Annotated in this window: 24 protein-coding genes; 14 read left to right on the plus strand and 10 right to left on the minus strand. The window is 72.6% G+C overall.

From position 1 onward, the window contains the following. Positions 1–123: 123 nt before the first annotated feature. Complete coding sequence (locus tag AC07DW_RS18595) at positions 124–636, minus strand: Rv3235 family protein (protein WP_478858732.1); 513 nt, start codon at positions 634–636, stop codon at positions 124–126. 279 nt (positions 637–915) lie between these two features. On the opposite strand from AC07DW_RS18595, the gene AC07DW_RS18600 reads away from it, so the two are divergent. After that, entirely contained in the window at positions 916–1,422 is a 507-nt protein-coding gene (locus AC07DW_RS18600; RefSeq protein ID WP_478858733.1) for a DUF6912 family protein, read from the plus strand. A gap of 57 nt (positions 1,423–1,479) precedes the next feature. After that, entirely contained in the window at positions 1,480–2,142 is a 663-nt protein-coding gene (locus AC07DW_RS18605; RefSeq protein WP_478858734.1) for an HAD family hydrolase, read from the plus strand. A gap of 160 nt (positions 2,143–2,302) precedes the next feature. On the opposite strand, the gene AC07DW_RS18610 is transcribed toward AC07DW_RS18605, so the two are convergent. Next, the gene (locus AC07DW_RS18610) at positions 2,303–2,869 is read right to left on the minus strand and encodes a DJ-1/PfpI family protein (RefSeq protein ID WP_478858735.1); all 567 of its coding nucleotides are present in this window, start codon (positions 2,867–2,869) and stop codon (positions 2,303–2,305) included. Positions 2,870–3,250: 381 nt separating this feature from the next. On the opposite strand from AC07DW_RS18610, the gene AC07DW_RS18615 reads away from it, so the two are divergent. After that, entirely contained in the window at positions 3,251–8,206 is a 4,956-nt protein-coding gene (locus tag AC07DW_RS18615) for an NAD-glutamate dehydrogenase (RefSeq protein ID WP_478858736.1), read from the plus strand. A 62-nt stretch (positions 8,207–8,268) separates the two neighbouring features. Here the strand turns inward: AC07DW_RS18615 and AC07DW_RS18620 are convergent, their stop codons facing one another. From AC07DW_RS18620 to AC07DW_RS18630, 3 genes are read right to left on the minus strand one after another with little or no spacing between them, the layout of a single operon-like run. After that, on the minus strand, positions 8,269–9,492 hold the full coding sequence (locus tag AC07DW_RS18620) for a glycosyltransferase 87 family protein (RefSeq protein WP_478858737.1): 1,224 nt from the start codon (positions 9,490–9,492) through the stop codon (positions 8,269–8,271). Positions 9,493–9,518: 26 nt separating this feature from the next. After that, positions 9,519–10,307 carry an ABC transporter ATP-binding protein gene (locus AC07DW_RS18625; RefSeq protein WP_478858738.1) on the minus strand — a complete coding sequence of 263 codons (789 nt, stop codon included), beginning with the start codon at positions 10,305–10,307 and terminating at the stop codon, positions 9,519–9,521. Further along, complete coding sequence (locus AC07DW_RS18630; protein ID WP_478858739.1) at positions 10,300–11,223, minus strand: ABC transporter permease; 924 nt, start codon at positions 11,221–11,223, stop codon at positions 10,300–10,302. The genes AC07DW_RS18625 and AC07DW_RS18630 overlap by 8 nt, the downstream gene beginning before the upstream one ends. Before the next feature lie 132 nt (positions 11,224–11,355). On the opposite strand from AC07DW_RS18630, the gene AC07DW_RS18635 reads away from it, so the two are divergent. Both AC07DW_RS18635 and AC07DW_RS18640 read left to right on the plus strand, forming a co-directional pair. Continuing rightward, positions 11,356–11,955: a TetR/AcrR family transcriptional regulator gene (locus AC07DW_RS18635; RefSeq protein WP_478858740.1), complete on the plus strand. Its 600-nt coding sequence runs from the start codon at positions 11,356–11,358 to the stop codon at positions 11,953–11,955. Between the two features lie 92 nt (positions 11,956–12,047). Next, positions 12,048–12,680 carry a dTDP-4-dehydrorhamnose 3,5-epimerase family protein gene (locus AC07DW_RS18640; RefSeq protein WP_478858833.1) on the plus strand — a complete coding sequence of 211 codons (633 nt, stop codon included), beginning with the start codon at positions 12,048–12,050 and terminating at the stop codon, positions 12,678–12,680. A 106-nt stretch (positions 12,681–12,786) separates the two neighbouring features. Here the strand turns inward: AC07DW_RS18640 and AC07DW_RS18645 are convergent, their stop codons facing one another. Further along, on the minus strand, positions 12,787–12,957 hold the full coding sequence (locus AC07DW_RS18645) for a hypothetical protein (protein ID WP_064072138.1): 171 nt from the start codon (positions 12,955–12,957) through the stop codon (positions 12,787–12,789). A 145-nt stretch (positions 12,958–13,102) separates the two neighbouring features. On the opposite strand from AC07DW_RS18645, the gene AC07DW_RS18650 reads away from it, so the two are divergent. Beyond that, positions 13,103–13,276, plus strand: coding sequence for a CsbD family protein (locus tag AC07DW_RS18650; RefSeq protein ID WP_478858741.1), 174 nt, complete (start codon positions 13,103–13,105; stop codon positions 13,274–13,276). A gap of 57 nt (positions 13,277–13,333) precedes the next feature. On the opposite strand, the gene AC07DW_RS18655 is transcribed toward AC07DW_RS18650, so the two are convergent. Then, a complete protein-coding gene (locus tag AC07DW_RS18655) occupies positions 13,334–13,744 on the minus strand; it encodes an ATP-binding protein (RefSeq protein ID WP_478858742.1) in 411 nt (136 codons plus the stop codon). 144 nt (positions 13,745–13,888) lie between these two features. Here AC07DW_RS18655 and AC07DW_RS18660 point away from each other — a divergent pair, with 144 nt between their 5' ends. Genes AC07DW_RS18660 through AC07DW_RS18670 form a run of 3 tightly spaced genes read left to right on the plus strand, consistent with a single transcriptional unit; the run spans position 13,889 to position 15,465 of the window. Beyond that, on the plus strand, positions 13,889–14,479 hold the full coding sequence (locus AC07DW_RS18660) for a hypothetical protein (protein WP_478858743.1): 591 nt from the start codon (positions 13,889–13,891) through the stop codon (positions 14,477–14,479). 22 nt (positions 14,480–14,501) lie between these two features. Beyond that, positions 14,502–15,245, plus strand: coding sequence for a hypothetical protein (locus tag AC07DW_RS18665; protein ID WP_478858744.1), 744 nt, complete (start codon positions 14,502–14,504; stop codon positions 15,243–15,245). 16 nt (positions 15,246–15,261) lie between these two features. After that, positions 15,262–15,465, plus strand: a complete 204-nt coding sequence (locus tag AC07DW_RS18670) for a hypothetical protein (RefSeq protein ID WP_478858745.1) — start codon at positions 15,262–15,264, stop codon at positions 15,463–15,465. Between the two features lie 82 nt (positions 15,466–15,547). Here the strand turns inward: AC07DW_RS18670 and rfbD are convergent, their stop codons facing one another. Genes rfbD through AC07DW_RS18685 form a run of 3 tightly spaced genes read right to left on the minus strand, consistent with a single transcriptional unit; the run spans position 15,548 to position 18,452 of the window. Next, the gene (gene rfbD, locus AC07DW_RS18675) at positions 15,548–16,399 is read right to left on the minus strand and encodes a dTDP-4-dehydrorhamnose reductase (RefSeq protein ID WP_478858746.1); all 852 of its coding nucleotides are present in this window, start codon (positions 16,397–16,399) and stop codon (positions 15,548–15,550) included. Beyond that, the gene (gene rfbB / locus AC07DW_RS18680; protein WP_478858747.1) at positions 16,396–17,385 is read right to left on the minus strand and encodes a dTDP-glucose 4,6-dehydratase; all 990 of its coding nucleotides are present in this window, start codon (positions 17,383–17,385) and stop codon (positions 16,396–16,398) included. The genes rfbD and rfbB overlap by 4 nt, the downstream gene beginning before the upstream one ends. Next, positions 17,382–18,452: a glucose-1-phosphate thymidylyltransferase gene (locus AC07DW_RS18685; RefSeq protein ID WP_478858748.1), complete on the minus strand. Its 1,071-nt coding sequence runs from the start codon at positions 18,450–18,452 to the stop codon at positions 17,382–17,384. The genes rfbB and AC07DW_RS18685 overlap by 4 nt, the downstream gene beginning before the upstream one ends. 258 nt (positions 18,453–18,710) lie before the next feature. Here AC07DW_RS18685 and AC07DW_RS18690 point away from each other — a divergent pair, with 258 nt between their 5' ends. The 5 genes from AC07DW_RS18690 to AC07DW_RS18710 are packed head-to-tail and all read left to right on the plus strand — an operon-like array spanning position 18,711 to position 25,973. Then, entirely contained in the window at positions 18,711–20,066 is a 1,356-nt protein-coding gene (locus AC07DW_RS18690; protein ID WP_478858749.1) for a glycosyltransferase family 39 protein, read from the plus strand. A gap of 35 nt (positions 20,067–20,101) precedes the next feature. Continuing rightward, positions 20,102–21,646, plus strand: coding sequence for a methyltransferase domain-containing protein (locus tag AC07DW_RS18695; protein WP_478858750.1), 1,545 nt, complete (start codon positions 20,102–20,104; stop codon positions 21,644–21,646). A gap of 10 nt (positions 21,647–21,656) precedes the next feature. Then, complete coding sequence (locus AC07DW_RS18700; RefSeq protein ID WP_478858751.1) at positions 21,657–22,031, plus strand: hypothetical protein; 375 nt, start codon at positions 21,657–21,659, stop codon at positions 22,029–22,031. Positions 22,032–22,056: 25 nt separating this feature from the next. Beyond that, positions 22,057–24,285 carry a CDP-glycerol glycerophosphotransferase family protein gene (locus tag AC07DW_RS18705; RefSeq protein WP_478858752.1) on the plus strand — a complete coding sequence of 743 codons (2,229 nt, stop codon included), beginning with the start codon at positions 22,057–22,059 and terminating at the stop codon, positions 24,283–24,285. Continuing rightward, positions 24,282–25,973, plus strand: coding sequence for a glycosyltransferase family 2 protein (locus AC07DW_RS18710; RefSeq protein WP_478858753.1), 1,692 nt, complete (start codon positions 24,282–24,284; stop codon positions 25,971–25,973). The genes AC07DW_RS18705 and AC07DW_RS18710 overlap by 4 nt, the downstream gene beginning before the upstream one ends. Positions 25,974–25,997: the final 24 nt, after the last annotated feature.

A 25,997-nucleotide genomic window follows, 5' to 3' on the forward strand; every position in this document is an offset into this window, starting at 1 on the left:
GGGGGGGAGGGAGAAGGGGGGGGGGGGGAGCAAGAAGAGTCCCCCTCTGGGGGGGGGGGGGGGGGGGGGGGGGGGGTGGGGGGGGGGGGGGGCTCCCCCCCCCCGGCCCCGTTTTTCGTGCGGTCAGAGGCGCTCGCCGCCGAGCTCCACGGCGGCGCAGCGCCATTTGCGGTCGGTGCCCTGCTCCAGGCGGAACGCCATCGCGCGGACCTGCTCGCCCGCCGCGATGCTTGCGAACGCCTCGACCACGCCCGGGCGCAGCGGGAAGCCGCCACAGCGCCGGATCACGGGACGTGCGCCCCGGGCGCGCAGGGGGGTGGTGGGCGCGAGCCGGATCAGCTGGTCGTACGCGTCGCCGACGGTCTGGCCGAGCATCCAGTGGACCGGACGCTCCCCGCTGAGGACGGCGAGCAGCCGCTCGGCGAAGAGGATGTGCGGCGGGATCGGCCCCCGGGCCGGCGGGGCGGTGGCGGTGCCGGTCGCGGTGGTGCGGGCGGTGGCGGTGCGGTCCGTGGTGGTGCGTGCGGTGGTGGGGCCGGCGGCCGGGCGGGGTGAGCCGGGCCGGGCCGTGCCGGGGCCGCGCTGGTTCCGGCGGCGGGCCGGGCCGGACGTCGTCCTGGTTGCGGTGGTGCTCATGGTGATCGCCCCCGTGGCGTGGGACCCGGTTTTCTACCGGGCGGTAACTTGCGTTGGTGATCTTCTACGGGGTCCGGGAGCGGGCCCGCAATCCGTGCCCGGGCCGGTGGCGAGTTCATCGGCCGATCACCTATCAGAGTGACGTCGGGGGCCTGTTCACGGCGGTGGGCCGGGTGACACGAGGCGTGGGGTGGACGGGACGGTCCGGCGGCCACCGGCCCGGAAGGGGGACTCCGCACGTATCCTGAGGTCGTCTCCCGACTACGAAAGCGACCTGCCATGCGCGTCTACGTCCCCCTGACCCTCCCCGGTCTCGCACAGGCGCACAAGGCGGGCGAGCTGGGCCCCGGCCCGCTGACCGCGTACGCCGTTACGCCCGGTCTGCGGGAGTGGTACGTGTCGGACGACATCGAGGAGCTGGAGTACGCGGCGCTCAACCGCGCGGCGGCGGCGTCGCTGCGGATGCTGGCCGCCGATCCGTCCGCGGCGCGGCGCCGGGTCGTCGTGGCCGTCGACGTACCCGACGGGGCGGCGGTCGCCGACCCCGACGGGTCGCTGGACCCCTCGTCGGTGGGCGAGGTGCGGATCGCGCGGGCGGTGGCGCTGGCGAAGGCGGCGGCGGTCCACGCGGACGCGGACGACGCCGAGGCGGACGTGGCCGCCGCGGCGGAGGCGCTGGGCGCGGCGGACCACGGGGACGACGACGCGCAGTTCGTGGTGGACGGGGCGGAGGACCACGAACTGCTGTGGTTCGGGGTGCAGGAGATCCCCGCGCTGATCGGCTGACCGGGCCGGCCGGGGACGGCGGGGTCCGTTGTCGGACGCTGCCGGTACCTTTTGGGCATGGGGAAGCGCGGCACCCACCTGGTGTGGGACTGGAACGGCACACTGCTCGATGACATCGACGCGGTGATCGGGGCGACGAACGCCGCGTTCGAGGAGATCGGCCTGGAGCCGATCACGCTCGCGCGGTACAGGGAGCTGTACCGGGTGCCGGTCCCGCTCTTCTACGAGCAGCTGATGGGGCGGCTGCCGACCGAGGCGGAGTGGCTCGTGATGGACGAGGCCTTCCACCGCCACTACTGGGTGCGGGCCGAGGTGTGCGGCCTGGCGCAGGGTGCCGCCGAGCTGCTCGCGGCGCGTCAGGCCGCCGGGCTGACCCAGTCGCTGTTGTCGCTGGCCCCGCACGAGCAGTTGCTGCCGATCGTGCGGCGGCACGGCATAGAGGAGCGGTTCGTCCGGGTGGACGGGCGGACCGGCGCCTCCACGACCGGCAAGGCGGAGCACATGGTCCGGCACCTGGTGGCGCTCAAGGACGTGCCGCCGGAGCGGATCGTGGTGATCGGGGACGCGGCGGACGACGCGGTGGCGGCGGCGCACGTGGGGGCGAAGGCGGTGCTGTACACCGGTGGGTCGCACAGCCGGGCCAGCCTGGAGGTGGTCGGCGTACCGGTCGTGGACACCCTGGCGGAGGCGGTGGCGGTCGCGGAGGAGCTGGCGGCGTAACCCCGGGCGGGCACCTGCGCGGGGTGAGGGTTCCCGCCCGCACCGCCGCACCGCCCGCACCGCCGCACCGCCCGTGCGGCGCGGCCGGCGCGGCGGGGATGCGGGTCCTGCCGCGGGGACGCGGGCCCTTCCGCCGCGCGCGGCCGGCGCGCGGCGGCCGTCAGTTCGCGGGGGACGTGCCGCGGAGGACCTTGAGGAACTCGCGCATCCAGACCGGGTGGTCGGGCCAGGCGCGGGCGGAGACCAGGGTGCCGTCGACCACGACCTCGGTGTCCTGGAAGGTGGCGCCCGCGGCCTGCATGTCGAGCTCCAGGGCGGGGTAGGCGGTGACGTGGCGGCCGTCCAGGCCGCCGACCGCGGCCGTCAGCAGGGGGCCGTGACAGATCTGGGCGACCGGCTTGTCGGCATCGAAGAAGGACTTCAGGATCTTGCGCAGCTCGGCGTCGTTACGGAGGTACTCGGGAGCCCGGCCGCCCGGGATGACCACGGCGGCGTACCGGCTGGGTTCGACCTCGGAGAACGCCAGATCCGCCGGCCAGGTGTAGCCCGGCTTCTCGGTGTACGTGTCGAAGCCCGGCTCGAAATCGTGGACGACGAAGCGGAGCTGCTTGCGGGCAGGGGCGGCGACGTGGACCTCGTACCCCTCCTCGCGCAGTCGCTGGTACGGGTACAGGACCTCAAGGGATTCCGCCGCGTCGCCGGTGACGATCAGGATCTTCACGGTCATCACTGCCTGCCTCTGCTGGGAGGTGGTGCGAGGTGTGTGCCATCAGGAGACGTGTCGCTGTCCAGAGTGTCAAACTTCGGGGCCTGCTTTTGTACACATACGGCTCATGACGGCCCCAGGGGCAGGAGCGATAGCCTGGACCCGTGATCAGCGCGATACGCCATGGGGGCAGCGGAGCCCCCGGCCGGCGTCCGGAGTGCCACCGTGCCCGGACGATCGCTGACCCGTTCCATCCGGCCCGGCCGCCAGAATTGGCCAATAACGGCCCGGACATCTCTCATCGCGGCATAACGTCGTTTCCGACCGGATACCCCGCGTCGTGGCGTTGTGTCACTTCTTTCACCTACGTCACGCAACGGCGCGCGACAGGAGCCAGAGGACATGCAGACCAAGCTGGACGAAGCCAAGGCCGAGCTGCTCGAACGGGCCGCCCGGGTAGCTGAGAACAGCCCGGTCGGGGGGCAACTCCAGACTGGGACCGAGGACGCGGGGCGTCCGGACCAGGACATCGTCCTCGAATACCTCCAGCGCTACTACCTGCACACCGCCCCCGAGGACCTCGCGGACCGCGACCCGGTCGACATCTTCGGCGCGGCCCTTTCCCACTACCGGCTGGCCGAGAACCGTCCCCAGGGCACCGCCAGCGTCCGGGTGCACACGCCCACCGTCGAGGAGAACGGCTGGACGTGCAGCCACTCCGTCGTCGAGGTGGTCACGGACGACATGCCGTTCCTCGTGGACTCGGTGACCAACGAGCTGTCCCGGCAGGGCCGCGGCATCCACGTCGTGATCCACCCGCAGGTCGTCGTCCGCCGCGACGTGACCGGCAAGCTCATCGAGGTGCTCCCCGACAGCGGTGACGAGAAGGCCACGCACGACGCCCTCACCGAGTCCTGGATCCACGTCGAGATCGACCGCGAGACCGACCGCGCAGACCTCAAGCAGATCACCGCCGACCTGCTGCGCGTCCTGTCCGACGTCCGCGAGACGGTCGAGGACTGGGAGAAGATGCGCGACGCCGCGCTGCGCATCGCCGACGACCTCCCCCGCGAGCCGATCGCCGACGACCTTCGCGACTCCGAGGTCGAGGAGGCCCGCGAGCTGCTGCGCTGGCTGGCCGACGACCACTTCACCTTCCTCGGCTACCGCGAGTACGAGCTGACCGGCGACGACGCGCTGGCCGCCGTACCCGGCACCGGCCTCGGCATCCTCCGCTCCGACCCGCACCACAGCGACGACGAGGCACACCCCGTCTCGCCGTCCTTCAACCGGCTGCCGCGCGACGCCCGCGCCAAGGCGCGCGAGCACAAGCTGCTCATCCTGACCAAGGCCAACAGCCGCTCCACCGTGCACCGGCCGTCCTACCTCGACTACGTCGGGGTGAAGAAGTTCGACGTGGACGGCAACGTCGTCGGTGAGCGCCGCTTCCTCGGCCTGTTCTCGTCCGCCGCCTACACGGAGTCCGTGCGCCGGGTGCCGGTGATCCGCCGCAAGGTGGCCGAGGTCCTGGAGAAGGCGGGCTTCTCGCCCAACAGCCACGACGGGCGCGACCTGCTCCAGATCCTGGAGACCTACCCGCGCGACGAGCTGTTCCAGACGCCGGTCGACCAGCTGGAGTCGATCGCCACGAGCGTGCTCTACCTCCAGGAGCGCCGCAAGCTGCGGCTCTACCTCCGCCAGGACGAGTACGGGCGCTACTACTCCGCGCTCGTCTACCTGCCGAGGGACCGCTTCAACACCACCGTCCGGCTGCGGATCATCGACATCCTGAAGGAGGAGCTCGGCGGCACCAGCGTCGACTTCACCGCCTGGAACACCGAGTCGATCCTCTCCCGGCTCCACTTCGTGGTCCGCGTCCCCCAGGGCACCGAGCTGACCCCGCTCACCGACGCCGACTCCGAGCGCATCGAGGCCCGGCTCGTCGAGGCCGCCCGCTCCTGGGAGGACGGCTTCGCCGAGGCGCTCAACGCCGAGCTGGGCGAGGAGCGCGCCGCCGAGCTGCTGCGCCGGTACGGCAACTCCTTCTCCGAGGGCTACAAGGCCGACCACACCCCGCGCGCCGCCGTGGCCGACCTCACCCACCTGGAGCAGCTGATCCGGGGGGAGAAGGAGTTCGCGCTCTCCCTGTACGAGCCCGTCGGCGCGGGCCCGGGCGAGCGCCGGTTCAAGATCTACAAGACCGGCGCCCAGATCTCCCTGTCCGCCGTCCTGCCCGTCCTCAACCGGCTGGGCGTCGAGGTCGTCGACGAGCGGCCGTACGAGCTGCGCTGCGCGGACCGCACCCAGGCGTGGATCTACGACTTCGGCATGCGCATGCCGCACGGCGCGGGCGCGGGCTCCGGCGACTACCTCGCCGACGACGCCCGTGAGCGGTTCCAGGAGGCGTTCGCCGCCACCTGGACCGGCCGCGCGGAGAACGACGGGTTCAACGCCCTGGTGCTCAGCGCCGGACTGGGCTGGCGCCAGGCGATGGTGCTGCGGGCGTACGCCAAGTACCTGCGCCAGGCCGGTTCCACGTTCAGCCAGGACTACATGGAGGACACCCTCCGCCACAACGTCCACACCACCCGCCTGCTGGTGTCGCTCTTCGAGGCGCGGATGTCGCCGGAGCGGCAGCGGGCCGGCACCGAGCTGATCGACGGGCTGCTGGAGGAGCTGGACGGTGCGCTGGACCAGGTCGCCTCGCTCGACGAGGACCGGATCCTGCGGTCCTTCCTCACGGTCATCAAGGCCACGCTGCGCACCAACTTCTTCCAGAAGAAGGAGGACGGCACGCCGCACGACTACGTGTCGATGAAGTTCGACCCGCAGGCCATCCCCGACCTGCCGGCGCCGCGCCCCGCGTTCGAGATCTGGGTGTACTCGCCGCGTGTCGAGGGTGTCCACCTGCGTTTCGGCAAGGTCGCGCGAGGCGGCCTGCGCTGGTCGGACCGGCGCGAGGACTTCCGTACCGAGATCCTCGGCCTGGTCAAGGCGCAGATGGTGAAGAACACCGTCATCGTGCCGGTGGGCGCCAAGGGCGGGTTCGTGGCCAAGCAGCTGCCGGACCCGGCCGTCGACCGGGACGCCTGGTTGGCGGAGGGCATCGCCAGCTACCGGACGTTCATCTCGGCGCTGCTCGACATCACCGACAACATGGTGGCGGGCGAGGTCGTCCCGCCGGCGGACGTCGTCCGGCACGACGAGGACGACACGTACCTCGTCGTCGCCGCCGACAAGGGCACCGCGACGTTCTCCGACATCGCCAACGAGGTCGCCGTCGCGTACGGCTTCTGGCTGGGCGACGCGTTCGCGTCCGGCGGTTCGGCCGGTTACGACCACAAGGGCATGGGCATCACCGCCCGCGGCGCCTGGGAGTCGGTCGAGCGGCACTTCCGGGAGCTCGGCCACGACACGCAGACGCAGGACTTCACGGTCGTCGGCGTCGGCGACATGTCGGGTGACGTGTTCGGCAACGGGATGCTGCTCAGCGAGCACATCCGGCTGGTCGCGGCCTTCGACCACCGGCACATCTTCATCGACCCGAACCCGGACGCGGCCGTCTCGTACGCCGAGCGGCGCCGCCTGTTCGAGCTGCCGCGCAGCTCCTGGGCCGACTACGACAAGGGGCTGCTGTCCCCGGGCGGTGGCATCCACCCGCGTACGGCCAAGTCGATCCCGGTCAACGGGCACATGCGGGCGGCCCTCGGCATCGAGGGGACGGTCACCAAGCTGACCCCCGCCGAGCTGATGCAGGCCATCCTCAAGGCGCCGGTGGACCTGCTGTGGAACGGCGGCATCGGTACGTACGTCAAGGCGACCACCGAGTCGCACGGCGACGTCGGCGACAAGGCCAACGACGCCATCCGGGTCAACGGCGAGGACCTGCGGGTCAAGGTCGTCGGCGAGGGCGGGAACCTGGGCCTGACCCAGCTCGGCCGGATCGAGTTCGCCCGGAAGGGCGGTCCGGAGGGCGAGGGCGGCAAGGTCAACACCGACGCCATCGACAACAGCGCGGGCGTGGACACCTCCGACCACGAGGTGAACATCAAGATCCTGCTCAACGGCCTGGTCGCCGACGGCGACATGACCGTCAAGCAGCGCAACAAGATCCTCGCCGAGATGACCGACGAGGTGGGCTCCCTGGTCCTGCGCAACAACTACGCGCAGAACGTGGCGCTCGCCAACGCCGTCAAGCAGTCCGCGTCGCTCCTCCACGCCCACCAGCGCTTCATGCGCCGCCTGGGCCGCGAGGGCCGGCTCGACCGGGCGCTGGAGTTCCTGCCCAACGACCGCCAGATCCGCGAGCTGCTCAACGCCGGCCGGGGCCTCAGCCAGCCCGAGCTGGCCGTCCTCCTCGCGTACACCAAGATCACGGTGGCGGACGAGCTGATCCACACCGACCTGCCGGACGACCCGTACCTGCGCGAACTGCTGCACGCGTACTTCCCGTCGAAGCTGCGCGAGGAGTTCGCCGACCAGATCGACGCCCACGCGCTGCGCCGCGAGATCATCACGACGGTGCTGGTCAACGACGTGGTCAACACCGGTGGCTCGACCTTGCTGCACCGGCTGCGGGAGGAGACCGGCGCGTCGATCGAGGAGATCGTCCGCGCGCAGACCGCCGCCCGCGCGATCTTCGGGCTCAGCGAGGTGTGGGACGCCGTCGAGGCGCTGGACAACAAGGTCGCGGCGGACGTCCAGACCCGGATCCGGCTGCACTCGCGTCGCCTGGTCGAGCGCGGTACGCGCTGGCTGCTGGGCAACCGGCCGCAGCCGGTCCAGCTCGCCGAGACCGTCGAGTTCTTCGCCGAGCGCGTGGAGCAGGTCTGGGCGAAGCTGCCGCAGATGCTGCGCGGCGCCGATCTGGAGTGGTACGAGTCGATCGTCGCCGAGCTGACGTCGGCGGGCGTCCCGGAGGAGCTGGCGCTGCGGGTGGCCGGTTTCTCCTCCGCGTTCCCGACGCTCGACATCGTCGCGATCGCGGACCGGACGGGCAAGGACCCGATGGCGGTCGCCGAGGTCTACTACGACCTGGCCGACCGGCTCTCCATCACCCAGCTGATGGACCGGATCATCGAACTGCCGCGCGCCGACCGCTGGCAGTCGATGGCCCGTGCCTCCATCCGCGAGGACCTGTACGCGGCGCACGCGGCGCTCACCGCGGACGTGCTGTCCGCCGGGAACGGCACCTCGACGCCCGAGGAGCGGTTCACGGCCTGGGAGCAGCGCAACGCCGCGATCCTCGGCCGGGCGCGCACGACGCTGGAGGAGATCCAGGGCTCGGACGCGTTCGACCTGGCGAACCTGTCGGTGGCGATGCGCACGATGCGGACCCTGCTGCGGACGCACAGCTGATCCCCGGGGGTACGTGACGAAGGGGCGCCCCGCCGGACCGGCGAGGCGCCCCTTCGCGTGTGTCACAGCCCCTTGAGCGACGGCGGCCCCGGCACGGTCTCCGCCCACAGCCGCCGGCACGACAGCAGCGCGGCGGCCACCAGCAGCGCGTTGCGCAGGGCCACCACCAGGCAGCCGAGCGGCGTGACGGTGATGACGTCGTCGTACAGCACGGGGTACGCCAGCGCGCTGAGCGCCGCCGCGGGCAGCATCAGCAGCGCGACCGCCCGCTGGCTGGTGTCCCGGCAGGTCAGGCACACCGCCCCGAGGCCCAGCAGCCACACCATGTACTGGGGGCTGATCACCCGGCTGGTCACGGTGAACAGCAGCACCGCGGTGAACGCGGCGTCCACCGGGGTCGCCGCGCTCCACTGCCACGACCGCACCCGCCACACCAGCAGCCAGCAGAACGCCAGCGCGGTGAGCAGCAGTGCGAAGTGGGCCACGCTGGAGGCGTACGGCCCGGACAGTTCGAAGGCCCCGTACCGGTACCGCACCTCCCCGGGCCACCACCCGGCCAGCCGCGCCAGCGACAGGGCGGTGCCGCCGACCGACTCGATCTGCACGCCCCGGCTGCCCTGCTGGCGCGCGAAGTCCAGGGTGTGCGTGAACCCGAGCGCGAGGACCGCGAACAGCACGCCCGCCGCCACCAGCGCCGAGCTCCACGCGCGGCGCGTGAGGTACCCCCGCGGCGTGCCGAGCAGGATCAGCAGCGGCCACACCTTGACCATGGCGCCCAGCCCTGCCAGCGCGCCGCCCAGCCGGGCGTGCCCGCCCCGCAGCGCCAGCAGACCGAGCACCGCGAGGGCGGTGACCTGGACGTCGTACCGCGCCAGGGGCAGGTGCAGGAGCAGCGGCAGGCCGCTCACCCACAGCCACGCCCCGCTGCTCCCGGCCCGCGCGAGGGCGAGGGCGACCACGGCGTCGGCGAGCAGTGTGAGGGCGACGAACGCCTGGTAGTACGTCAGCTCCGGGACGTGCCCCGGGGCCAGGAACACCAGTCCCGCGCCGGGCGGGTACTGCCAGGTGACGTCGTCGGGCGGGAACGTGCCCTGCGAGAGGTGCTGGTACCAGTGCCGGTACAGCAGGTAGACCTCGCGGCCGATCCCGCCGATGCCGAGGGTGTCCCGCCACAGGAGCAGGAGCATCCCGGCGCGCGTGAAGGCCCACACGGCGGTCAGCGGCAGAGCGGAGGACCGGTCCGTGAAGATGGGCGTGCGGCGTGCGCTGATCCTGGAGATGGTCATCGCTGGGCACTTTAGCCCGCTATGGCCTATTTCTTCCTGGTGTGTGCTTCATATGCGTCAACGACCTCCCCCGCCGGGCCGTCCTTCATCAGCCGTCCGGCCTCCAGCCAGATCGCCCGGTCGCACGTCTGGCGGATCGTGGAGTTGCTGTGGCTGACGAGGAAGACCGTCCCGGCCTCCCGGCGCAGCTCGCTGATGCGCTCCTGGCTGCGGCGCTGGAACTTCGCGTCGCCGGTGGCCAGCGCCTCGTCGATGAGCAGGACGTCGTGGGACTTGGCGGCGGCGATGGAGAACCGCAGCCGGGCGCCCATGCCGGAGGAGTAGGTCCGCATCGGCAGCGAGATGAAGTCGCCCTTCTCGTTGATCCCCGAGAAGTCGACGATCTCCTGGTACCGCTCCTGGACCTGCTCGCGCGACATGCCCATCGCGAGGCCGCCGAGGACGACGTTGCGCTCGCCGGTCAGGTCGCCCATCAGGGCGGCGTTCACCCCAAGGAGGGACGGCTGGCCCTGGGTGTAGATCCGGCCCCCGGTGGTGGGGAGCAGCCCGGCGATGGCCTTGAGCAGGGTGGACTTGCCCGAGCCGTTGGAGCCGATCAGCCCGATCGCCTCGCCCTTGTACGCGGCGAAGCTGACGCCCTTGACGGCATGGACCGTCCGGGTGCCCGGCGCCGTGCGGGTACGGGAGAGGAGCCGGCCCAGCGCGGCGGTCGCGCTGCCCCGGCCCGCCCGGCCGGCGCCCTGGACGGTGTACGTGATGTGCACCCCGTCGGCGACGACGGTCGGCACCCGCTCCTCGGTCTGTGCGTCAGCCACGGCCGTACGTCTCCTCCGCCTGCCAGAACCAGATGAACCCGCCCACCGCGGCGACCAGCGCCCAGCCGGTCGCCACCGCCCACACGTGCGGCGGCAGTTGGGCGGAGGTGAAGCTGTCGATGAGGGCGAAGCGCACCAGGTCGATGTAGACGGCGGCCGGGTTGCACTCCAGCACCAGCAGCACCGCGTGCGGCAGGTGGTTGTTCGCCAGGACGTGCTCGACGCTCCACATCACCCCGGACACGTACATCCAGGTGCGCAGCAGGAACGGCATCAGCTGGGCGATGTCCGGCGTACGGGCCGCGAGCCGCGCCAGCACCAGCGACACGCCCGTGTTGAACAGGGACTGGAGGAACAGGGCCGGGACGGCCAGCAGCCAGGACCAGCCGGGTGTGACGCCGAAGCAGAACAGGATCAGCACCAGCGCGCACAGCGAGAAGACAAGCTGCTGGAGCTGCTGGAGCGCGAGCGACACCGGAAGGCTGGCGCGCGGGAAGTGCAGGGCCCGTACGAGCCCCAGGTTGCCGCTGATCGCGCGCGTCCCCGCGGTGATCGAACTGGAGGTGAAGGTCCAGATGAACACGCCCGTGACCAGGAACGGGACGAAGTCGGGAACACCGGCCCTGGTGTTCATCAGGACGCCGAAGATGAAGTAGTAGACCGCCGCGTTGAGCAGCGGGGTCATCACCTGCCACACCTGGCCCAGCCGGGCCTGGCTGTACTGGGCGGTGAGGCGGGCGGTCGCGAAGGCGGTGATGAAGTGCCGCCTCGACCACAGCTGCCGGGTGTAGTCGGGCAGGGAGGGCCGAGCCCCGCTGACGGAGAGCCCGTGCCGGAGGGCGAGCGCGCGGAGGTCCTCCTCGCGGCCGTCCTCGCGATGGCGCACCGGAGGAGGTGCGAGTGTCTGCGTACTCACCAGGCGGTCTCCCTCGGCGTGCGGCGAGCGCGACGGAACGGGACCGTTTCGTCGCTACGGAGAGAGTAGGGCGACCCCACGTCGGAACGCAACCGTCCCGTCGTCACGTGGGGTGGCGCTATGATCCCGGGCATGAGCACACCGCCGCCCCGCCGGCAGCCCGCCGGAGCCGCCGTACTCCGGGAGGACGTCACCGAAGCCATCCGCGCCGCCGTCTTCGAGGAGCTGGCGGCGGTCGGCTTCGCCCGGATGTCCATCGAGGGCATCGCCCGGCGGGCGGGCGTCGGCAAGACCGCCGTCTACCGGCGCTGGAAGTCCAAGCTGTCGCTCGTCCTCGACCTGCTGACCGCCTTCGCCGCCCAGGGCCTGCCCGCTCCCGCCACCGGCTCGCTGTACGGGGACGTCCGCGCCCTGCTGGAGGTCGCCGCGCACGCGCTGCGCCACCCGGTCGCCTCGCAGGTCATCCCGGACCTCCTCGTCGAGGCGGCCCGCCATCCCGAGATCGCCGACACCATCAAGGCGGCCCTGCTGGACGGACAGCAGGGCGTGGCCGCGCTCGTCGTCCGCGACGCCGTCGCCCGCGGTGAACTGCCCGGGGGCGCCGACCCGGACCGAGCCCTGGACCTGATCGTCGGGCCGCTCTACTGGCGCCTGGTGGTGGTCCGCACGCCGCTCCCGGAGGGGTACCTCGACGACCTGGCGGCCTCGGCGGTCGCGGCGCTGCGGGCCTGACGTCACCCGGTCGGCGGCACCCGCGGTGACGCCCGGCGCCCGGCGCGGTTGAGCCTGCCGACACGAAAGGACGGTGGGCGAGCGTGCGCGAGATGGGCATCGAAGGCGCCTGGGTGATGGAGCCGCGGATCTTCCGGGACGACCGCGGCAGCTTCCACGAGTGGTTCAGGGCGCCCGCACTCCACGAGGCGGCCGGGTACGGGCTCGGGCTCGCCCAGGCGAACTGCTCGGTCTCCACCCGGGGCACCCTGCGGGGCGTGCACTTCGCCGACGTACCGCCGGGCCAGGCCAAGTACGTGACGTGCGTGCGCGGCGCCGTCATGGACGTGGTCGTCGACCTCCGCACCGGGTCGCCCACCTACCGGGCCTGGGAGGCGGTGCGGCTGGACGACCGGGAGCACCGGGCGGTCCACCTGGCCGAGGGGCTCGGCCACGGGTTCATGGCGCTCACCGACGACGCGACCGTCGTCTACCTCTGCTCCCGGGGCTACGCCCCCGCCCGCGAGCACGGCGTCCACCCGCTCGACCCGGACCTCGCCATCGGCTGGCCGGCCGGCCTCACCCCCGTGCTCTCCGCGAAGGACGCCGCCGCGCCCACGCTCGCCGAGGCCGAACGGGCCGGACTGCTGCCGTCGTACGACGCCTGCTCGGACTGGTACGCGGGGCTGCGTGCCGACGCCACGGCGACCGCCGCCCCGCCGCGCGTCCCGGCGACGCGCCACTGATCCCGCCCCCCGTCCGGCGCGCCCGGAACGCCCGGATGCCCGGGTACCACCTCGGTCGAGGTGGTACCCGGGCATCCGGGTGACGCGCTGTCAGTGTCCGCAAGCGCTACCAGCGGTACCAGCGGCCGCGTGCGCCGCCGTGACCGGCGGGGCGGACCAGGAAGCCGACCAGCCAGACGACCAGCACGATGGCCGCCACCCACCAGAGAACCTTCAGGGCGAAACCAGCACCGAAAAGAATCAGGGCGAGAAGAAGAACGAGAAGAAGCGGGACCATGGTTATCAACCTCCGAGACAGCTTGTGCCCGGCATAAAGAAGATCACACGGCAGAAATAAGATTTCCTCCACGTGTTTGTGCCGCGGGATTTCCGGCAACACGTCACAGCAATCCCGTAGTCGATAGTGTGGGAGTGTGATTCCGATGGCAGCGGACGAGAAGGCGCAGGCCCGGACCGAAAAGGCCAAGGGCAAGGTCAAGGAGACGCTCGGGCGCGCCACGGGCAACGAGCGCGTGGAAGCCGAAGGACGCGCCGAGCAGTCCAAGGGTGATCTGCGGCAGGCGAAGGAAAACGCCAAGGACGCCTTCCGGCACTGAATCACCGTTTCAGCACGCGGAAGGCCCGCCCCGTTTCGGGGCGGGCCTTCCGCGTTCTCATGAGGCGCCCGCCGGGATGAAGCAGGCGGTGATGGTCTTTCCGTGCTGCTGGGCGTGCGTGTGCCAGTGGTCCGACAGCGCGTCGACGAGGGCGAGGCCCCGGCCACCCGGTGAGGTGGTGTCGGGACTGCGCGGGGCGGGCACCCCACCGCCGTCGTCGTGGACGCTGACGTGCAGACACCGGCTGTCCCAGGTCAGTACGAGCTGCGCGGAACTGTGCGCGTGGACGTGGGCGTTGGTGATCAGCTCCGACACCGTGAGCAGGACGTCGTCCACCGTCTCCGGGTCGTCCTCCGTCCACCCCAGCGACTCCAGATGCTCACGGGCCCAGTTCCGCCCGGCCCGAATGCCGCCCGACACGGGGAAGCACCGGGCCCAGCCCACGGCCCTCATCGACGAGTCGGCCATCGTGTCTCCTTTTCGTCCGGGACTTGCCACCCCCGTGTACCCCCGGACCGGGGAGGCAACGGCCCCGGCCCCCGGTTGTCATGGCCGGTCGTTTCCCGGGCACACGGGTCGAAGTCAAGAAGCTTCGGATATCCGGGAGTTGGGATGAGACGTCTCAACGCGTGGCTCGGTGAGCACCTGTGGGCGACGGTCCTGCTCTCCCTCGTCGCCGCCAGCGCGCTGATCATGCTGATCACTCCGGGGCGGCCGTGGTGGCAGGTGCTCGTCCGGGTCACCGTGCTCTCCCTCGGCGGGGTCGCCGTCGTCCACGTACGCCGGCACAGGGAGAAGCGGGTGACCGGCGGCTCCGACCGGACGGTCGTGGCGCTGGAGCAGAAGCTGCGGAGCGGCGAGGTGCCCGGGGACCCGGGCGAGCGGGAGGCGATGGCGCGACTGGTGGCGCACCGGCTGCACGCCTCGCGGCACTGGCGCTGGGTGGCGGCCGGGATGTACGCGCTGATCGGGCTCGTCGCGGTGGGCGTCGCCCTGACGGCGGACGGGCGGGTGGCCGCCGGCTACGCCGTGTTCTCGGCGGTGTTCCTGGGGTGGTTCACCCGGAGCGCGGTACGCCGTGACCGCCGGCTGCGGCACATGGCCGGGGCGGTCGGCGCGGCCGGAGACGCGGGAAGGGTGGGAAAGGCCCGGGCGACCGGGCAGGGGAAGGACGCGGACGCGTGGCGCGTCGGCGAAGCGTGAGGAACCGCGGAGGAACGTCGTGATGGGGAAGAACCGGAAGAGGACGAACGCCCTACTGGCCGCCCTCGTGTGCGCGGGCGTCACCGGGCTCGCCGGCTGCGGCGAGAGCGGGCCGGACCAGCCCTTCGGCGGGCAGAGCGCCGACGAGATAGCGGCGAAGGCGGTCGAGGCGACCAGGGACGCCGAGTCGGTCCGGCTGGCCGGCACGGCCAACCAGCGGGGGAGCAGCGTCGCGGTCGACTTCCGGGTCGACGAGCAGGACAACTGCGTCGGCACGATGTCCGGACAGGGCGCCGCCGCCGAGGTCCGGCAGACCGGGCGGACCGTGTACCTCAAGGGCAACGAGAGGTTCTGGAAGACCGCCCTCCAGGGGCAGCCGGGCACCGGCAGGGCGGTCGCCCAGCTCCAGGGCAAGTGGGTGAAGAGCGCGCCGGGCGAGACGGCCGGTACCCAGGGGATGTGCGACAAGCAGGCCGCGCTGGCCGCGCTGGACGGGGACAAGTCCCAGCGCAAGGGGATGGAGAAGGGCGCCACCACCACCGTCGAGGGCAAGGAGGCGCTCGCCCTCCACAAGCGGCAGCCGGGCGGCGAGAAGCTCACCCTGTACGTGGCGACGGAGGGCGAACCGTACATCCTCAAGACCACGTCGCAGGGCGGCAGGACGCCCGGCGAGATGCTCTTCACCGACTACAACAAGAAGGTCGACGTCGCCCAGCCGCCCGCCGGGCAGGTGGTCGACCCCGCGACCGTCGCCATGAACCGCTGATCCCATGACCCGGCCGGTGAAAACGCTGGACGCGGAGACCGGGCGGGCCGTCCGGTGCTTCGCCAGGACCGGACTGGTCCTGAGTCTGCTGCTGACCGCGCTGTGCGCGTACGACCTGGTGGCGGGGCGCGGCTGGTCGCCCGTCGCCACGGCCGGCCTGCTCCTCGCCGGCCTGAACGCCGGCGCCCTGTGGCTGTTCCGCCCCGCGCGGCGGCCGTGAGGAGCCGGCGGCGAGCGCGGCGGTCCGGCCCCGGACGGGCGGGGCGGCCTCCAGCCGGGCGGGCCGTCCGGCCGGGCGGCCCTCAGCCGGGCGGGGCCGCCCGCAGGGCCGGGAACGCCCGCGCCAGCGCCTCCCGCCAGTCGCGCAGCGGCGGCAGGTCCGCCTCGCGCCAGCGGGCGTGCCCGAGCACGCTGTACGCGGGGCGGGGCGCCGGGCGCGGGAAGGCCGCGCTCGTGACCGGGCGGACGCGCGCCGGGTCGGCGCCCAGCAGGCGGAAGGTCTCCCGGGCCAGGTCGCACCAGGTGCCCTCGCCGCCGTTGGTGGCGTGGTAGACGCCGGGGGGCGCGCCCACGAGCCGGACCAGCCGGGCGGCCACGTCGGCGCTCCAGGTCGGCTGGCCGCGCTGGTCGTCGACCACGTCGACCGTCTCGCGGGCCGCCGCGAGCCGGATCATCGTCCGGACGAAGTTGCCGCCGCCCGCCCCGTACAGCCACGCCGTCCGCACCACGTACCCGCGCTCGGGCAGGACCTCCAGGACCGCCCGCTCGCCCGCCAGCTTGGTGCGCCCGTACGCCGTGCGCGGCCCGGGCACCGCGCGCTCGGCGTAGGGCACGCGCGCGTGGCCGTCGAAGACGTAGTCGGTGGAGACGTGGACCAGGGTGCTGCCGGTGAGCGCGCACGCCTCGGCGAGGTGCCGCACCGCCGTCCCGTTGACCGCCAGCGCGTCCGGCTCGCGCGACTCGGCGTCGTCCACCGCCGTCCACGCGGCGCAGTTGACGACGACGGAGGGGCGCAGCCCCCGCAGCGCGGCCAGCACCGCCGCCCGGTCGGTGACGTCCAGGTCGTGCCGGGTCAGTCCGGTCGCGCCGTCCCCCAGGCAGGCCAGCACGTCCCGCCCCAGCATCCCGCCGGCGCCCGTCACGACCCAGGTCACAGCGCCGCCCGGTCCAGCAGGGGCTGCCACCAGGAGCGGTTGTCCCGGTACCAGGCGACCGTCTCCGCCAGTCCGGTCGCGAAGTCCTTGCCGGGCCGGTATCCCAGCTCGTCGCGGATCTTCGTCCAGTCCACCGAGTAGCGCCGGTCGTGTCCCTTGCGGTCCTCGACGTGGTCCACCCGGGACCCGTCCGCGCCGCACGCCGCCAGCAGCAGGTCCGTCAGCTCCCGGTTGGACAGCTCCGTGCCGCCGCCGATGTGGTAGACCTCCCCGGCCCGGCCCCGGGTGCGGACCAGTTCGAGGGCCCGTACGTGGTCGTCGACGTGCAGCCAGTCCCGCCGTTGCGAGCCGTCCCCGTACAGCGGCACGCGGCCGCCGTCCAGCAGCCGGGTGACGAACAGGGGAACGACCTTCTCGGGGAACTGGTACGGCCCGTAGTTGTTGGAGCAGCGCGTCACGCGCACGTCCAGGCCGTGGGTGCGGTGGTGGGACAGGGCGATCAGGTCGGCCGACGCCTTGCTCGCGGCGTACGGGGAGTTGGGCGCCAGCGGCTGGTCCTCGGTCCACGAGCCGGTGTCGACCGAGCCGTACACCTCGTCCGTGGAGACCTGCACGACCGTGGAGATACGGTTCCGCACGGCCGCGTCCAGCAGTGTCTGCGTGCCGAGCACATTGGTGCGTACGAACGCGTCGGCGCCGGCGATCGAGCGGTCGACGTGCGACTCGGCGGCGAAGTGGACGATCTGGTCGTGCTCGGAGACCAGCTTGTCGACCAGGACGGGGTCGCAGACGTCGCCCTGGACGAAGGCGAAGCCCGGGTGGTCGCGCACCGGGTCCAGGTTGGCGGGGTTGCCCGCGTAGGTGAGCTTGTCGAGGACGGTGACCTCCGTGCCGCGCGGGCCCGAGGGCCCCAGCAGCGTACGGACGTAGTGCGAGCCGATGAAGCCGGCGCCGCCGGTCACCAGGACACGGGAGGCGGTGTTCATGCCGAGATCTGCACCTTGCTGTGATCGCCGAGCACCAGGCGGTGGGCGGCCGGGATGGGCGGGGCGGGGGTGATCTCGACGTTACGTCCGATGAGGGAGGCCTCGACGCGCCCCACGCCGTGCAGGGAGGAGCCGCTGAGCACGATGGAGTACTCGATCTCGCTGTCCGTGACGCGGCAGTCTTCCGCGATGGAGGTGGAGGGGCCGATGTACGAGTTCTCCACGACGGTGCCCGCGCCGATGATGACCGGGCCGACGATCCGCGAGCCCCGCACGGTGGCGCCGCCGCCGATGCGGACCCGGCCGATGATCTCGGTGGCGGCGTCGACGGTCCCCTCGTTGGACGGGCTGAGCAGCTCCAGGACGGACCGGTTCACCTCCAGCATGTCCGCCACGTTGCCGGTGTCCTTCCAGTAGCCGGAGACGACGGTCGAGGTGACGGTGCGGTGCTCGTCGATGAGCCACTGGAGGGCGTCGGTGATCTCCAGTTCGCCGCGTGCCGACGGCTCGATGGCGCGCACCGCCTGGTGCACGGCGGGGGTGAAGAGGTACACCCCGACGAGCGCCAGGTCGCTGCGGGGGCTCGCCGGCTTCTCCTCCAGGCGGGCCACCCGCCCGTCGACGTCGAGCTCGGCGACCCCGAAGGCGCGCGGGTCGGGCACCTTCGTCAGCAGGATGCGCGCGGCGGGGCGGGTGGCGCGGAACTCCTCGACCAGGTCGGTGATCCCGCCGACGATGAAGTTGTCCCCGAGGTACATCACGAAGTCGTCGTCGCCCAGGAACTCGCGGGCGATCAGTACGGCGTGGGCGAGGCCCAGCGGGGCGTGCTGGGGGATGTACGTCACGACGAGACCGAAGCGCGAGCCGTCGCCGACGGCCGCCCGGATCTCGTCGGCGGTGTCGGGGGCGACGATGATGCCGACCTCGCGGATTCCGGCGGCGGCGATGGATTCGAGCCCGTAGAAGAGCACCGGCTTGTTGGCCACCGGCACGAGCTGCTTGGCGGACGTGTGCGTGATGGGGCGCAGCCGGGTGCCGGCGCCTCCGGAGAGTACGAGTGCTTTCACTTCACTGGCCTGCCTGTCTGCCTGGGCTGACGGGGACAAGGTGCAGGTTGTGAACGAGAGTTGAGCGCCACGAATTACGTCGATTCCTGGGCCATACGTGTGATTCGGCAAGTCCGCCCCGGTACCGAAACACCCACACAACGCCCATTCCGCACCCATCCGGTGAACTGATGTGCCTAGTAAGTGTGTTAATAGGTGCTTCGCTACGCATGGTCGGTATTGCTACGTTCGACAACCATGAACGTCCGAATGTCGTCTATGTCCCGAGACGTACGGAAAGCCCGGATCGTCGTCGTCGCTGTCGCGCTGGTCGCGTTCCTGTCGAAAATGGCCCTCGCCGCACACACGCGCGGTCCCGCCGACGTGCGGTTCTTCTGGGGGTTCGCTCGGGCCATCGCCCGGACGGACCCGGTACGCGTCTACGCCGAGCAGCTGCCGTGGCTGCCGGTCTACAACCACCCGCCGCTGGCCGGCTGGATGCTGCTGGGACTGGAGTGGCTCGCCCAGCAGGGGGTGCCCTGGCGGCCCCTGATCCGCTTCCCGGCGTGTCTCGCCGACTTCGTCACCGTGCTGCTGGTGTTCGCGATCGTGCGGCGACGGGCCGCCCGGCTGCGCACGGCCGTGTGCTGCGCGCTCGGCGCGGCGCTGTGCCCGGTGCTCGTCGCCACCTCCGGCTACCACGGCAACACCGACTCGGTCGCCGTGATGTTCGCGTTCGCCGCCGCCTACCTGCTCGTCGACCGGGGCCGCCCGGTCGCGGCCGGGCTCGCGGCGGCGCTGTGCGTCAGCGTCAAGCTCATCCCGGTCGTCGCCGTGCCGCTGCTCTTCGCGACCGCGCTGCGCGCCGGGGGCCGCCCCGTCCTGCTGCGCTTCACGGCCGGGTTCGCCGCGCTGTTCCTCACCGTGTGGGGGCCGGTCGTCGCCCTCGTGCCGGGCGGCCTCAAGGCGAACGTCCTGGAGTACGCGGGCGGCAACTTCAGCTTCTGGGGCCTCGTCCGCTTCGCCCGCTGGGCGGGTGTGCCCGAACCGTACGTCCAGATGCTGCGCGGCGACGGCCACTTCCTGATCGTCGCCGCGATCATGGCCGTGGGCGTCTGGCTGGCGTGGCGGCGCCCGGCCGACGCGCCGCATGCCGTCGCCACCACGCTCGGGCTGTTGCTGTTGCTGAGCACCGCGTCGGGCGTCCAGTACCTGGCGTGGCCGGCGGCCGGGCTGTTCGTCGTCGGCCTGTGGCAGGGCATGGCGTACGGGATCGTCGTCGGCTCCGTCGCCGCGTCGGTCTACTCCGGACAGCGCCCGGTGCACTGGACGGACACGGAGATGGCCTTCGGCGCCCTGGGCTGGGCGGTCCTCGCCGTGTGCGTCGCCTCGGCGGTCCGGGCGACCCTGCGGGCCGGGCGCCCACCCGCCCCGGCGGCGGTGCTCCCCCCGGCACGGCACGCCCCCACGACCGCCGGTGCCGAAGCCCTCGCGGCCGCCGCGCCCGGCGCCGAGCCCCCCGGCGCCGCTCCGGCCGCCCCCGGCCCCGCCGCACCGGCACCCGCCGCGACCGCCGGGGCGGGCCCCGACGCACGGGGCGGGGCCGGGGCCGCACCCGCTCCCCACGCCGACTGACCCGCCCCGATCCCCCCGCGAGAGTGGAGAAGCCCGTGACGGAAGGCCACAGCAGCCGAAGCAGCAGCCCCAGGATCGGGATCCTGGTGGTCGCGTACAACGCGGAGGCGACGCTGGAGAAGACCCTCGACCGGATCCCCGCCGAGTTCCGGCCGAGGATCGCCGAGATCCTGATCCTCGACGACGCCAGCCACGACGCGACGTTCACCGCCGGCTGCCGCTGGTCCCAGCTCGACGGGATGCCGCCGACCGTCGTCATGCGGCACACCAAGAACCTCGGGTACGGCGGCAACCAGAAGGCCGGCTACGCCCTCGCCGCCGAACGCGGACTGGACATCGTCGTCCTGCTGCACGGCGACGGCCAGTACGCCCCCGAACTGCTGCCGCAGATGGTCGAACCGCTCGTGCGCGGCGACTGCGAGGCCGTGTTCGGGTCGCGGATGATGCGGCCCCGCGACGCCCTGCGCGGCGGCATGCCGCTCTACAAGTGGCTCGGCAACCGGATCCTGACCCGGCTGGAGAACGCGCTGCTCGGATCGGAGCTGACCGAGTTCCACTCCGGCTACCGGGCCTACCAGGTCGATGCCCTGCGACGGCTGCCCATCGAGCGCAACACCGACGCCTTCGACTTCGACACCCAGATCATCGTGCAGATGGCCGACGCCGGGATGCGCATCCGCGAGATCCCCATCCCCACCTACTACGGCGACGAGATCTGCTACGTCAACGGCCTGCGATACGCCAAGGACGTCGTCAAGGACGTCCTCGAGTACCGGCTCGCCAAGAAGGGGTTCGGCACGTGCGGGTGGATCCCCAAGCCCGTCGAGTACGCCTTCAAGGAGGGCGACGGCTCCTCGCACGCCGTCATCCTGGACCGCATGCGCGGCCTGCCGCCCGGCCGGGTCCTCGACGTCGGCTGCTCCGGCGGCGCGTTCGCCGAACGCCTGGAGGCCCTCGGCCACACGGTCACCGGCATCGACTGCGTCGAGGTCGAAGGCGTACGGGACAGGTGCTCCGGCGGTTTCCTCCTCGCCGACCTGGAGGAGGGGCTCCCCGAGGACATCGGCGAGGGGTACGACTACGTCGTCGCCGGCGACGTCATCGAGCACCTCTCCCGCCCCGAACGCCTGCTCGCCGAGCTGCGCGGCGTCCTGCGCCCCGACGGGCACGTCCTGCTGTCCGTACCGAACTTCGGCCACTGGTACTCACGGCTGCGCGTCGCCCTCGGCATCTTCGACTACGACCGGCGCGGCATCCTCGACGAGACCCACCTGCGGTTCTTCAGCCGCGCCAGCCTCCGCCGCACCGTGCGGGCCGCCGGCTACGACGTGCTGTCCATCGGCGCCACCGGCGCGCCCTTCTGGTCCGTGCTCGGCGGCGGACCGCTGTCCACGGTCCTCGGCGGGGTGTCGAAGCTCCTGACCCGCCTGCGCCCGACCCTCTTCGGCTACCAGTACGTCGCACTGCTCACCCCGCATGCGGCGCGGACGATCATCGCTGGGGAGCACATCGATGTCCAGGACATCCTCAACCGCCAGTTCGTCCCGGTGGACACCTCCACCCACCGCGTCGGCGTCTGAGAGGCGGACGTTGACCCCGCCCGGCCTGGTGCTGCCGCTGTTCGCGGTCCTCTCCACGGCAGCCGGCCAGATCATGCTCAAGTACGGCATGCGGGCCGCCGCCACCGGCGCCGCCAAGGCCGGCGGCCCGCCGGCGGTACGCGCCGCGACCACCCCCTGGGTGGTGCTGGGCCCCGCCGTGTTCGCGATCTCCGCCGTCGCCTGGATGTCCACCCCGGCCCGGGTACCGCTGTCCATCGCGTACCCCTTCAACGCCCTCGGCCGGCCGCTGACCGTGCCGGCCGGCTCCACGCCGCTGCACGAGCGGACCTCGGTGTGGACCCGGGCCGGCTCGCTGCTCGTGGTCACCGGCCTCCTGACGGTCTTCCTCGGCCGACGGAACTGACCCACTTCGGAAGGACCGAACGCCCATGCCCGCACTCAGCGTCATCGTGTCCGGCCAGGCCCCCCTCAGCCGGCTCCGCACCTGCCTGGACAGCGTCACCGCGCAGACCCCGCCCGACCTGGACATCGTCGTCACCGTCCCCGGCACCGACCGGCCCGCCCGGGCCCTCGTCGCCGGCCACGAACTGCGCGACCCCCGCGTCACCGTGGTGCCCGTCGCCCCGGACGCACCGCCCGCCACCGCCCGGGCCGCCGCCGCCCGCACCGCCACCGGGACGTACCTGCACTTCCTGCACCCGGCCACCGACCGGCTGCCCGACGGCGCGGCCACCGCCCTCACCGCCCGGCTCGACGCCCTCCGGGACGCGCCGGACGTCGTTCTCCTGGACCACCACCACGCCCACTGGTGGAACGACGCCGTGCCCAGCGACTCCACCCTCCTCCTCGCCGAGACCGGCGCCGACGGCCCCACCACCCTCGCCGACCGGCCCGCCCTCCTCGACCTGGCGCCCCTCCTCGGCAACCGCCTCGTCAGCGCCCGGCTCCTGGCCGAGCACCCCGAGCTCATCGGCACCGAAGGACACGACGAGCTCTACCTCTCGTACGCCGTCCTCCTCCTCGCCCGGCGGATCACCGCCTGCACCACCGTCGGCGTCGTCCGCCACAAGGACCGCCCCAGCCAGCGCCGCGCCGCCGGCCCCGAACAGCACTTCGCCGCCTTCGGCCAGTACGAACGCCTCCACCAGCTGGCCCACGCCGCCGCCGCGCCCCCCGCGCTGCGCACCCGGCTCTACGACCGGATGGTCGGCGACTACCTGGCCACCCTCGCCCGGCGCGACGAACTGCCGGCCGCCCTGCTCACCGAGTACTTCCGGCGCGCCGCCCGCCACACCGCCCGCTTCCGCCCCGAGGGCCACCACCGGCCCGGCGGCCTCGACGGCGTACGCCACCTCCTCCTCGGCCGGGGCGCCCACCTCGGCTACCGCCTGCTGCGCATCGCCAACGACAGGCGCCGCGCCGTCCAGGCCGCCACCGCCGCCGGCGCCGAGCAGGTCACGGCCCTCCGCACCCGCCGCCGCTACCGGGGCAGGCTGCGCCGGAGCATCGACCAGGACCTCGCCGTCTTCTCCGCGTACTGGGGGCGCGGCGTCCACTGCAACCCCGCCGCCATCGCCGCCGAACTGGCCGAACTCGCCCCGGACATCCACCAGGTGTGGATCGTCGAACCCGACCGCGTCCCCCTGCTGCCGCCCGGCACCGACCACGTCGTGACCGGCACCCCCCGCTACTGGGACGTCCTCGCCCGCGCCAAGTACCTGGTCAACAACGTCAACTTCCCCCAAGGGGTCGTCAAGCGCCCCGGCACCGTCCACCTCCAGACGCACCACGGCACCCCCCTCAAGCGGATGGGCGTCGACCAGCGCGACCACCCGGCCGCCACCCAGGGGCTCAACCTCGAAGCCCTGCTGGAGCGCGTCGACCGCTGGGACTACAGCCTGTCCGCCAACAGCCACTCCACCGAGACCTGGCAGCGCGCCTACCCCGCCGGCTACCGATCCCTCGACTACGGCTATCCGCGCAACGACATCCACTACCGCGCCACCGCCGCCGACGTCCGGGCCGCCCGCGCCAGACTCGGCATCGAACCCGGCCGCCGCGCCCTGCTGTACGCCCCCACCCACCGCGACCACCAGCCCCGCACCCGCTGGACGCCCCGCCTGGACCTGCCCCGGCTCGCGGACGCCCTCGGCGACGACACCGTCCTGCTGGTGCGCGGCCACTACTTCCACGAGCGGCTGCCCGGCCCCCGTCACGACCGCGTCCTGGACGTCACCGGCTACGACCCGGTCGAGGAACTCGCCCTCGCGGCCGACGCGCTCATCACCGACTACTCGTCGATCATGTTCGACTACGCCAACCTCGACCGGCCCATCGTCCTGCACACCGACGACTGGGAGACGTACACCGCCACCCGCGGCGTCTACTTCGACATCACCGCCGAACCACCCGGCCACATCACCCGCCACCAGGACGAACTCACCGAGATCCTGCGCGACGGCACCTGGTGCGACGAGGCGGCCGCCAAACAGCGCCACGACTTCCGGTTGCGGTTCTGCGAGTACGACGACGGGCGCGCCGCCGAACGGGTCGTCCGCCGGGTCTTCCTCGGCGAGGGCGAGGAGAGCCTGCCGCCCGTCCTGCCGCTGGAGCGGCGCACCCCCGCCCCCACGCCGCAGGAGGCCACCCGCCCATGACCGCCCAGCCCGACGTGACGGTCATCGTCATCGTCCACGACGACGCCGAACGGCTGCCGCGCGCCGTCGCCTCCGTACGTGCCCAGACCCACCGCGACATCGAGATCGTCATCAGCGACGACCACTCCACCGACGCCACCCCCCGGGTCGCCGCCGAACTCGCCGCCCAGGACGACCGGATCCGCGTGCTGCGGCTGGAGCGCAACAGCGGCGGCTGCGGCGCACCTCGCAACCGAGCCCTGGAGACCGCCCGCGCCCCGTTCCTCATGTTCCTGGACAGCGACGACGAACTCCCGCCGCGCGCCTGCGAACTGCTGCTCGCCGCCCACGCCGAGGCGGACCTCGACTTCGCCATGGGAGCGGTCGAGCGGGTGCGCACCGACACCGGCGACGTCTCCCCCTGGATGGCGCACCTGTTCACCCGGCGGCGCACCGTACGGGGCCTGCGGGACGAGCCGCGGCTGCTGTTCGAGCCGCTGTCCACCAACAAGATGTACCGCAAGGAGTTCCTGGACCGGCACGCCCTGCGGTTCCCCGAGGGACTCCACTACGAGGACCAGCTGTTCACCGCCCGTGCCTACACCCTCGCCCGCGCCTTCACCGTCCTCACCGAGCCGGTCTACCGCTGGTACATCGCGCCCCACGCGACGGCGGACACCGCGACCATCTCCAACCGGCGCCACCTGATCTCCAACGTCCGCGACCGGATCACCGTCGCGCGGCTGATCGACGACTTCCTGGCCGAGCAGGAGGTGCCGGACGCGGTGCGCCAGGAGAAGGACCACAAGTTCCTCTCCCACGACCTGCGGCTGTACGCCGGTGACCTGCCCTACCGGGAACCGGCCTGGGTCGCGGAGTTCGCGGCCGAGGTCCTGCCGTACCTGGAGGGCCTGTCCACCGCCGCCTTCACGCGGATGCGGCGCGACGAGCGGGTCGTGGTGGGGCTGCTGCGCGAGGGGCGGTACGAGGAGGCGCGGCTCGCCGCCCGGGGCCTGGGCAAGGGCGTCGGCCCGCGCCGGACGGTCACGGACGCCCGGGGGCGCACGTACTGGGGCGGCGTGCCGCCCCGCACGGAGGCCGGGCGGGCCGACCTGGACCTGACGGAGCTGGACCTGGCCGGGTGCCCGTTCGCCTTCGCCCGGTTCCGGCACGAGATCACCCGGGTGGGGCGCGGCGAGGACGACACCGTGGAGCTGGCCGTGCGCACCTACGACCCGGCGCTGCGCCTCCCGCTCGCCCCGCTGCCGGCCCGCCTGCACGTCTCGCCCGCCGGGCGCCGGCTGACCGTGCCGCTGCGGCTGGACCCGGCGGGGCGGGGTGTCTTCGAGGGCACCGTACGGCTCCGTCCGGCCGACGCGACGCTGCCGCCGCACGGCTTCCGGGGCGTGCGGCACCCGGTGCTGGAGGTTACCGACGGGCGTCCGGTCGGGGGAGCGGGCGGGCGCGCGGGCCGGGGGGCGGGGTGGGGTGCCGGCACCCCCGGGGTGCTGCTCGCACCGCTGGACTTCACGCCGTTCGAGGTCGCCGGGGCCGGTCGCCACCGCGTCCTGGTCGAGCCGGAGGGCCGGGAGGCGGGGCGGCTCCAGCTGTGCTGGCGGCCCGGGGGAGTGGTGGGCCGGCTGCTGGGCCCGGTGGTGCGCAAGGGCCCGGTGCGACGCGCCGCCAAGGCCCTGGCGGGCACCCGCTAGCGTCGTGAGCCCCGGCACGATCCG

The sequence above is a fragment of the Streptomyces sp. NPDC045701 genome, from assembly GCF_056432045.1.

What these genes read in the sequence shown, in the direction of transcription:
- AC07DW_RS18595 (WP_478858732.1), bottom strand. Translation starts at nt 636, where the DNA reads ATGAGCACCACCGCAACCAGGACGACGTCCGGCCCGGCCCGCCGCCGG.
- AC07DW_RS18615 (WP_478858736.1), top strand. Translation starts at nt 3,251, where the DNA reads ATGCAGACCAAGCTGGACGAAGCCAAGGCCGAGCTGCTCGAACGGGCC.
- AC07DW_RS18635 (WP_478858740.1), top strand. Translation starts at nt 11,356, where the DNA reads ATGAGCACACCGCCGCCCCGCCGGCAGCCCGCCGGAGCCGCCGTACTC.
- AC07DW_RS18705 (WP_478858752.1), top strand. Translation starts at nt 22,057, where the DNA reads ATGCCCGCACTCAGCGTCATCGTGTCCGGCCAGGCCCCCCTCAGCCGG.
- AC07DW_RS18710 (WP_478858753.1), top strand. Translation starts at nt 24,282, where the DNA reads ATGACCGCCCAGCCCGACGTGACGGTCATCGTCATCGTCCACGACGAC.
- rfbB (WP_478858747.1), bottom strand. Translation starts at nt 17,385, where the DNA reads ATGAACACCGCCTCCCGTGTCCTGGTGACCGGCGGCGCCGGCTTCATC.
- AC07DW_RS18655 (WP_478858742.1), bottom strand. Translation starts at nt 13,744, where the DNA reads ATGGCCGACTCGTCGATGAGGGCCGTGGGCTGGGCCCGGTGCTTCCCC.
- AC07DW_RS18645 (WP_064072138.1), bottom strand. Translation starts at nt 12,957, where the DNA reads ATGGTCCCGCTTCTTCTCGTTCTTCTTCTCGCCCTGATTCTTTTCGGT.
- AC07DW_RS18600 (WP_478858733.1), top strand. Translation starts at nt 916, where the DNA reads ATGCGCGTCTACGTCCCCCTGACCCTCCCCGGTCTCGCACAGGCGCAC.
- AC07DW_RS18640 (WP_478858833.1), top strand. Translation starts at nt 12,048, where the DNA reads ATGGGCATCGAAGGCGCCTGGGTGATGGAGCCGCGGATCTTCCGGGAC.
- AC07DW_RS18665 (WP_478858744.1), top strand. Translation starts at nt 14,502, where the DNA reads ATGGGGAAGAACCGGAAGAGGACGAACGCCCTACTGGCCGCCCTCGTG.
- AC07DW_RS18610 (WP_478858735.1), bottom strand. Translation starts at nt 2,869, where the DNA reads ATGACCGTGAAGATCCTGATCGTCACCGGCGACGCGGCGGAATCCCTT.
- AC07DW_RS18650 (WP_478858741.1), top strand. Translation starts at nt 13,103, where the DNA reads ATGGCAGCGGACGAGAAGGCGCAGGCCCGGACCGAAAAGGCCAAGGGC.
- AC07DW_RS18690 (WP_478858749.1), top strand. Translation starts at nt 18,711, where the DNA reads ATGTCCCGAGACGTACGGAAAGCCCGGATCGTCGTCGTCGCTGTCGCG.
- AC07DW_RS18620 (WP_478858737.1), bottom strand. Translation starts at nt 9,492, where the DNA reads ATGACCATCTCCAGGATCAGCGCACGCCGCACGCCCATCTTCACGGAC.
- AC07DW_RS18605 (WP_478858734.1), top strand. Translation starts at nt 1,480, where the DNA reads ATGGGGAAGCGCGGCACCCACCTGGTGTGGGACTGGAACGGCACACTG.
- AC07DW_RS18660 (WP_478858743.1), top strand. Translation starts at nt 13,889, where the DNA reads ATGAGACGTCTCAACGCGTGGCTCGGTGAGCACCTGTGGGCGACGGTC.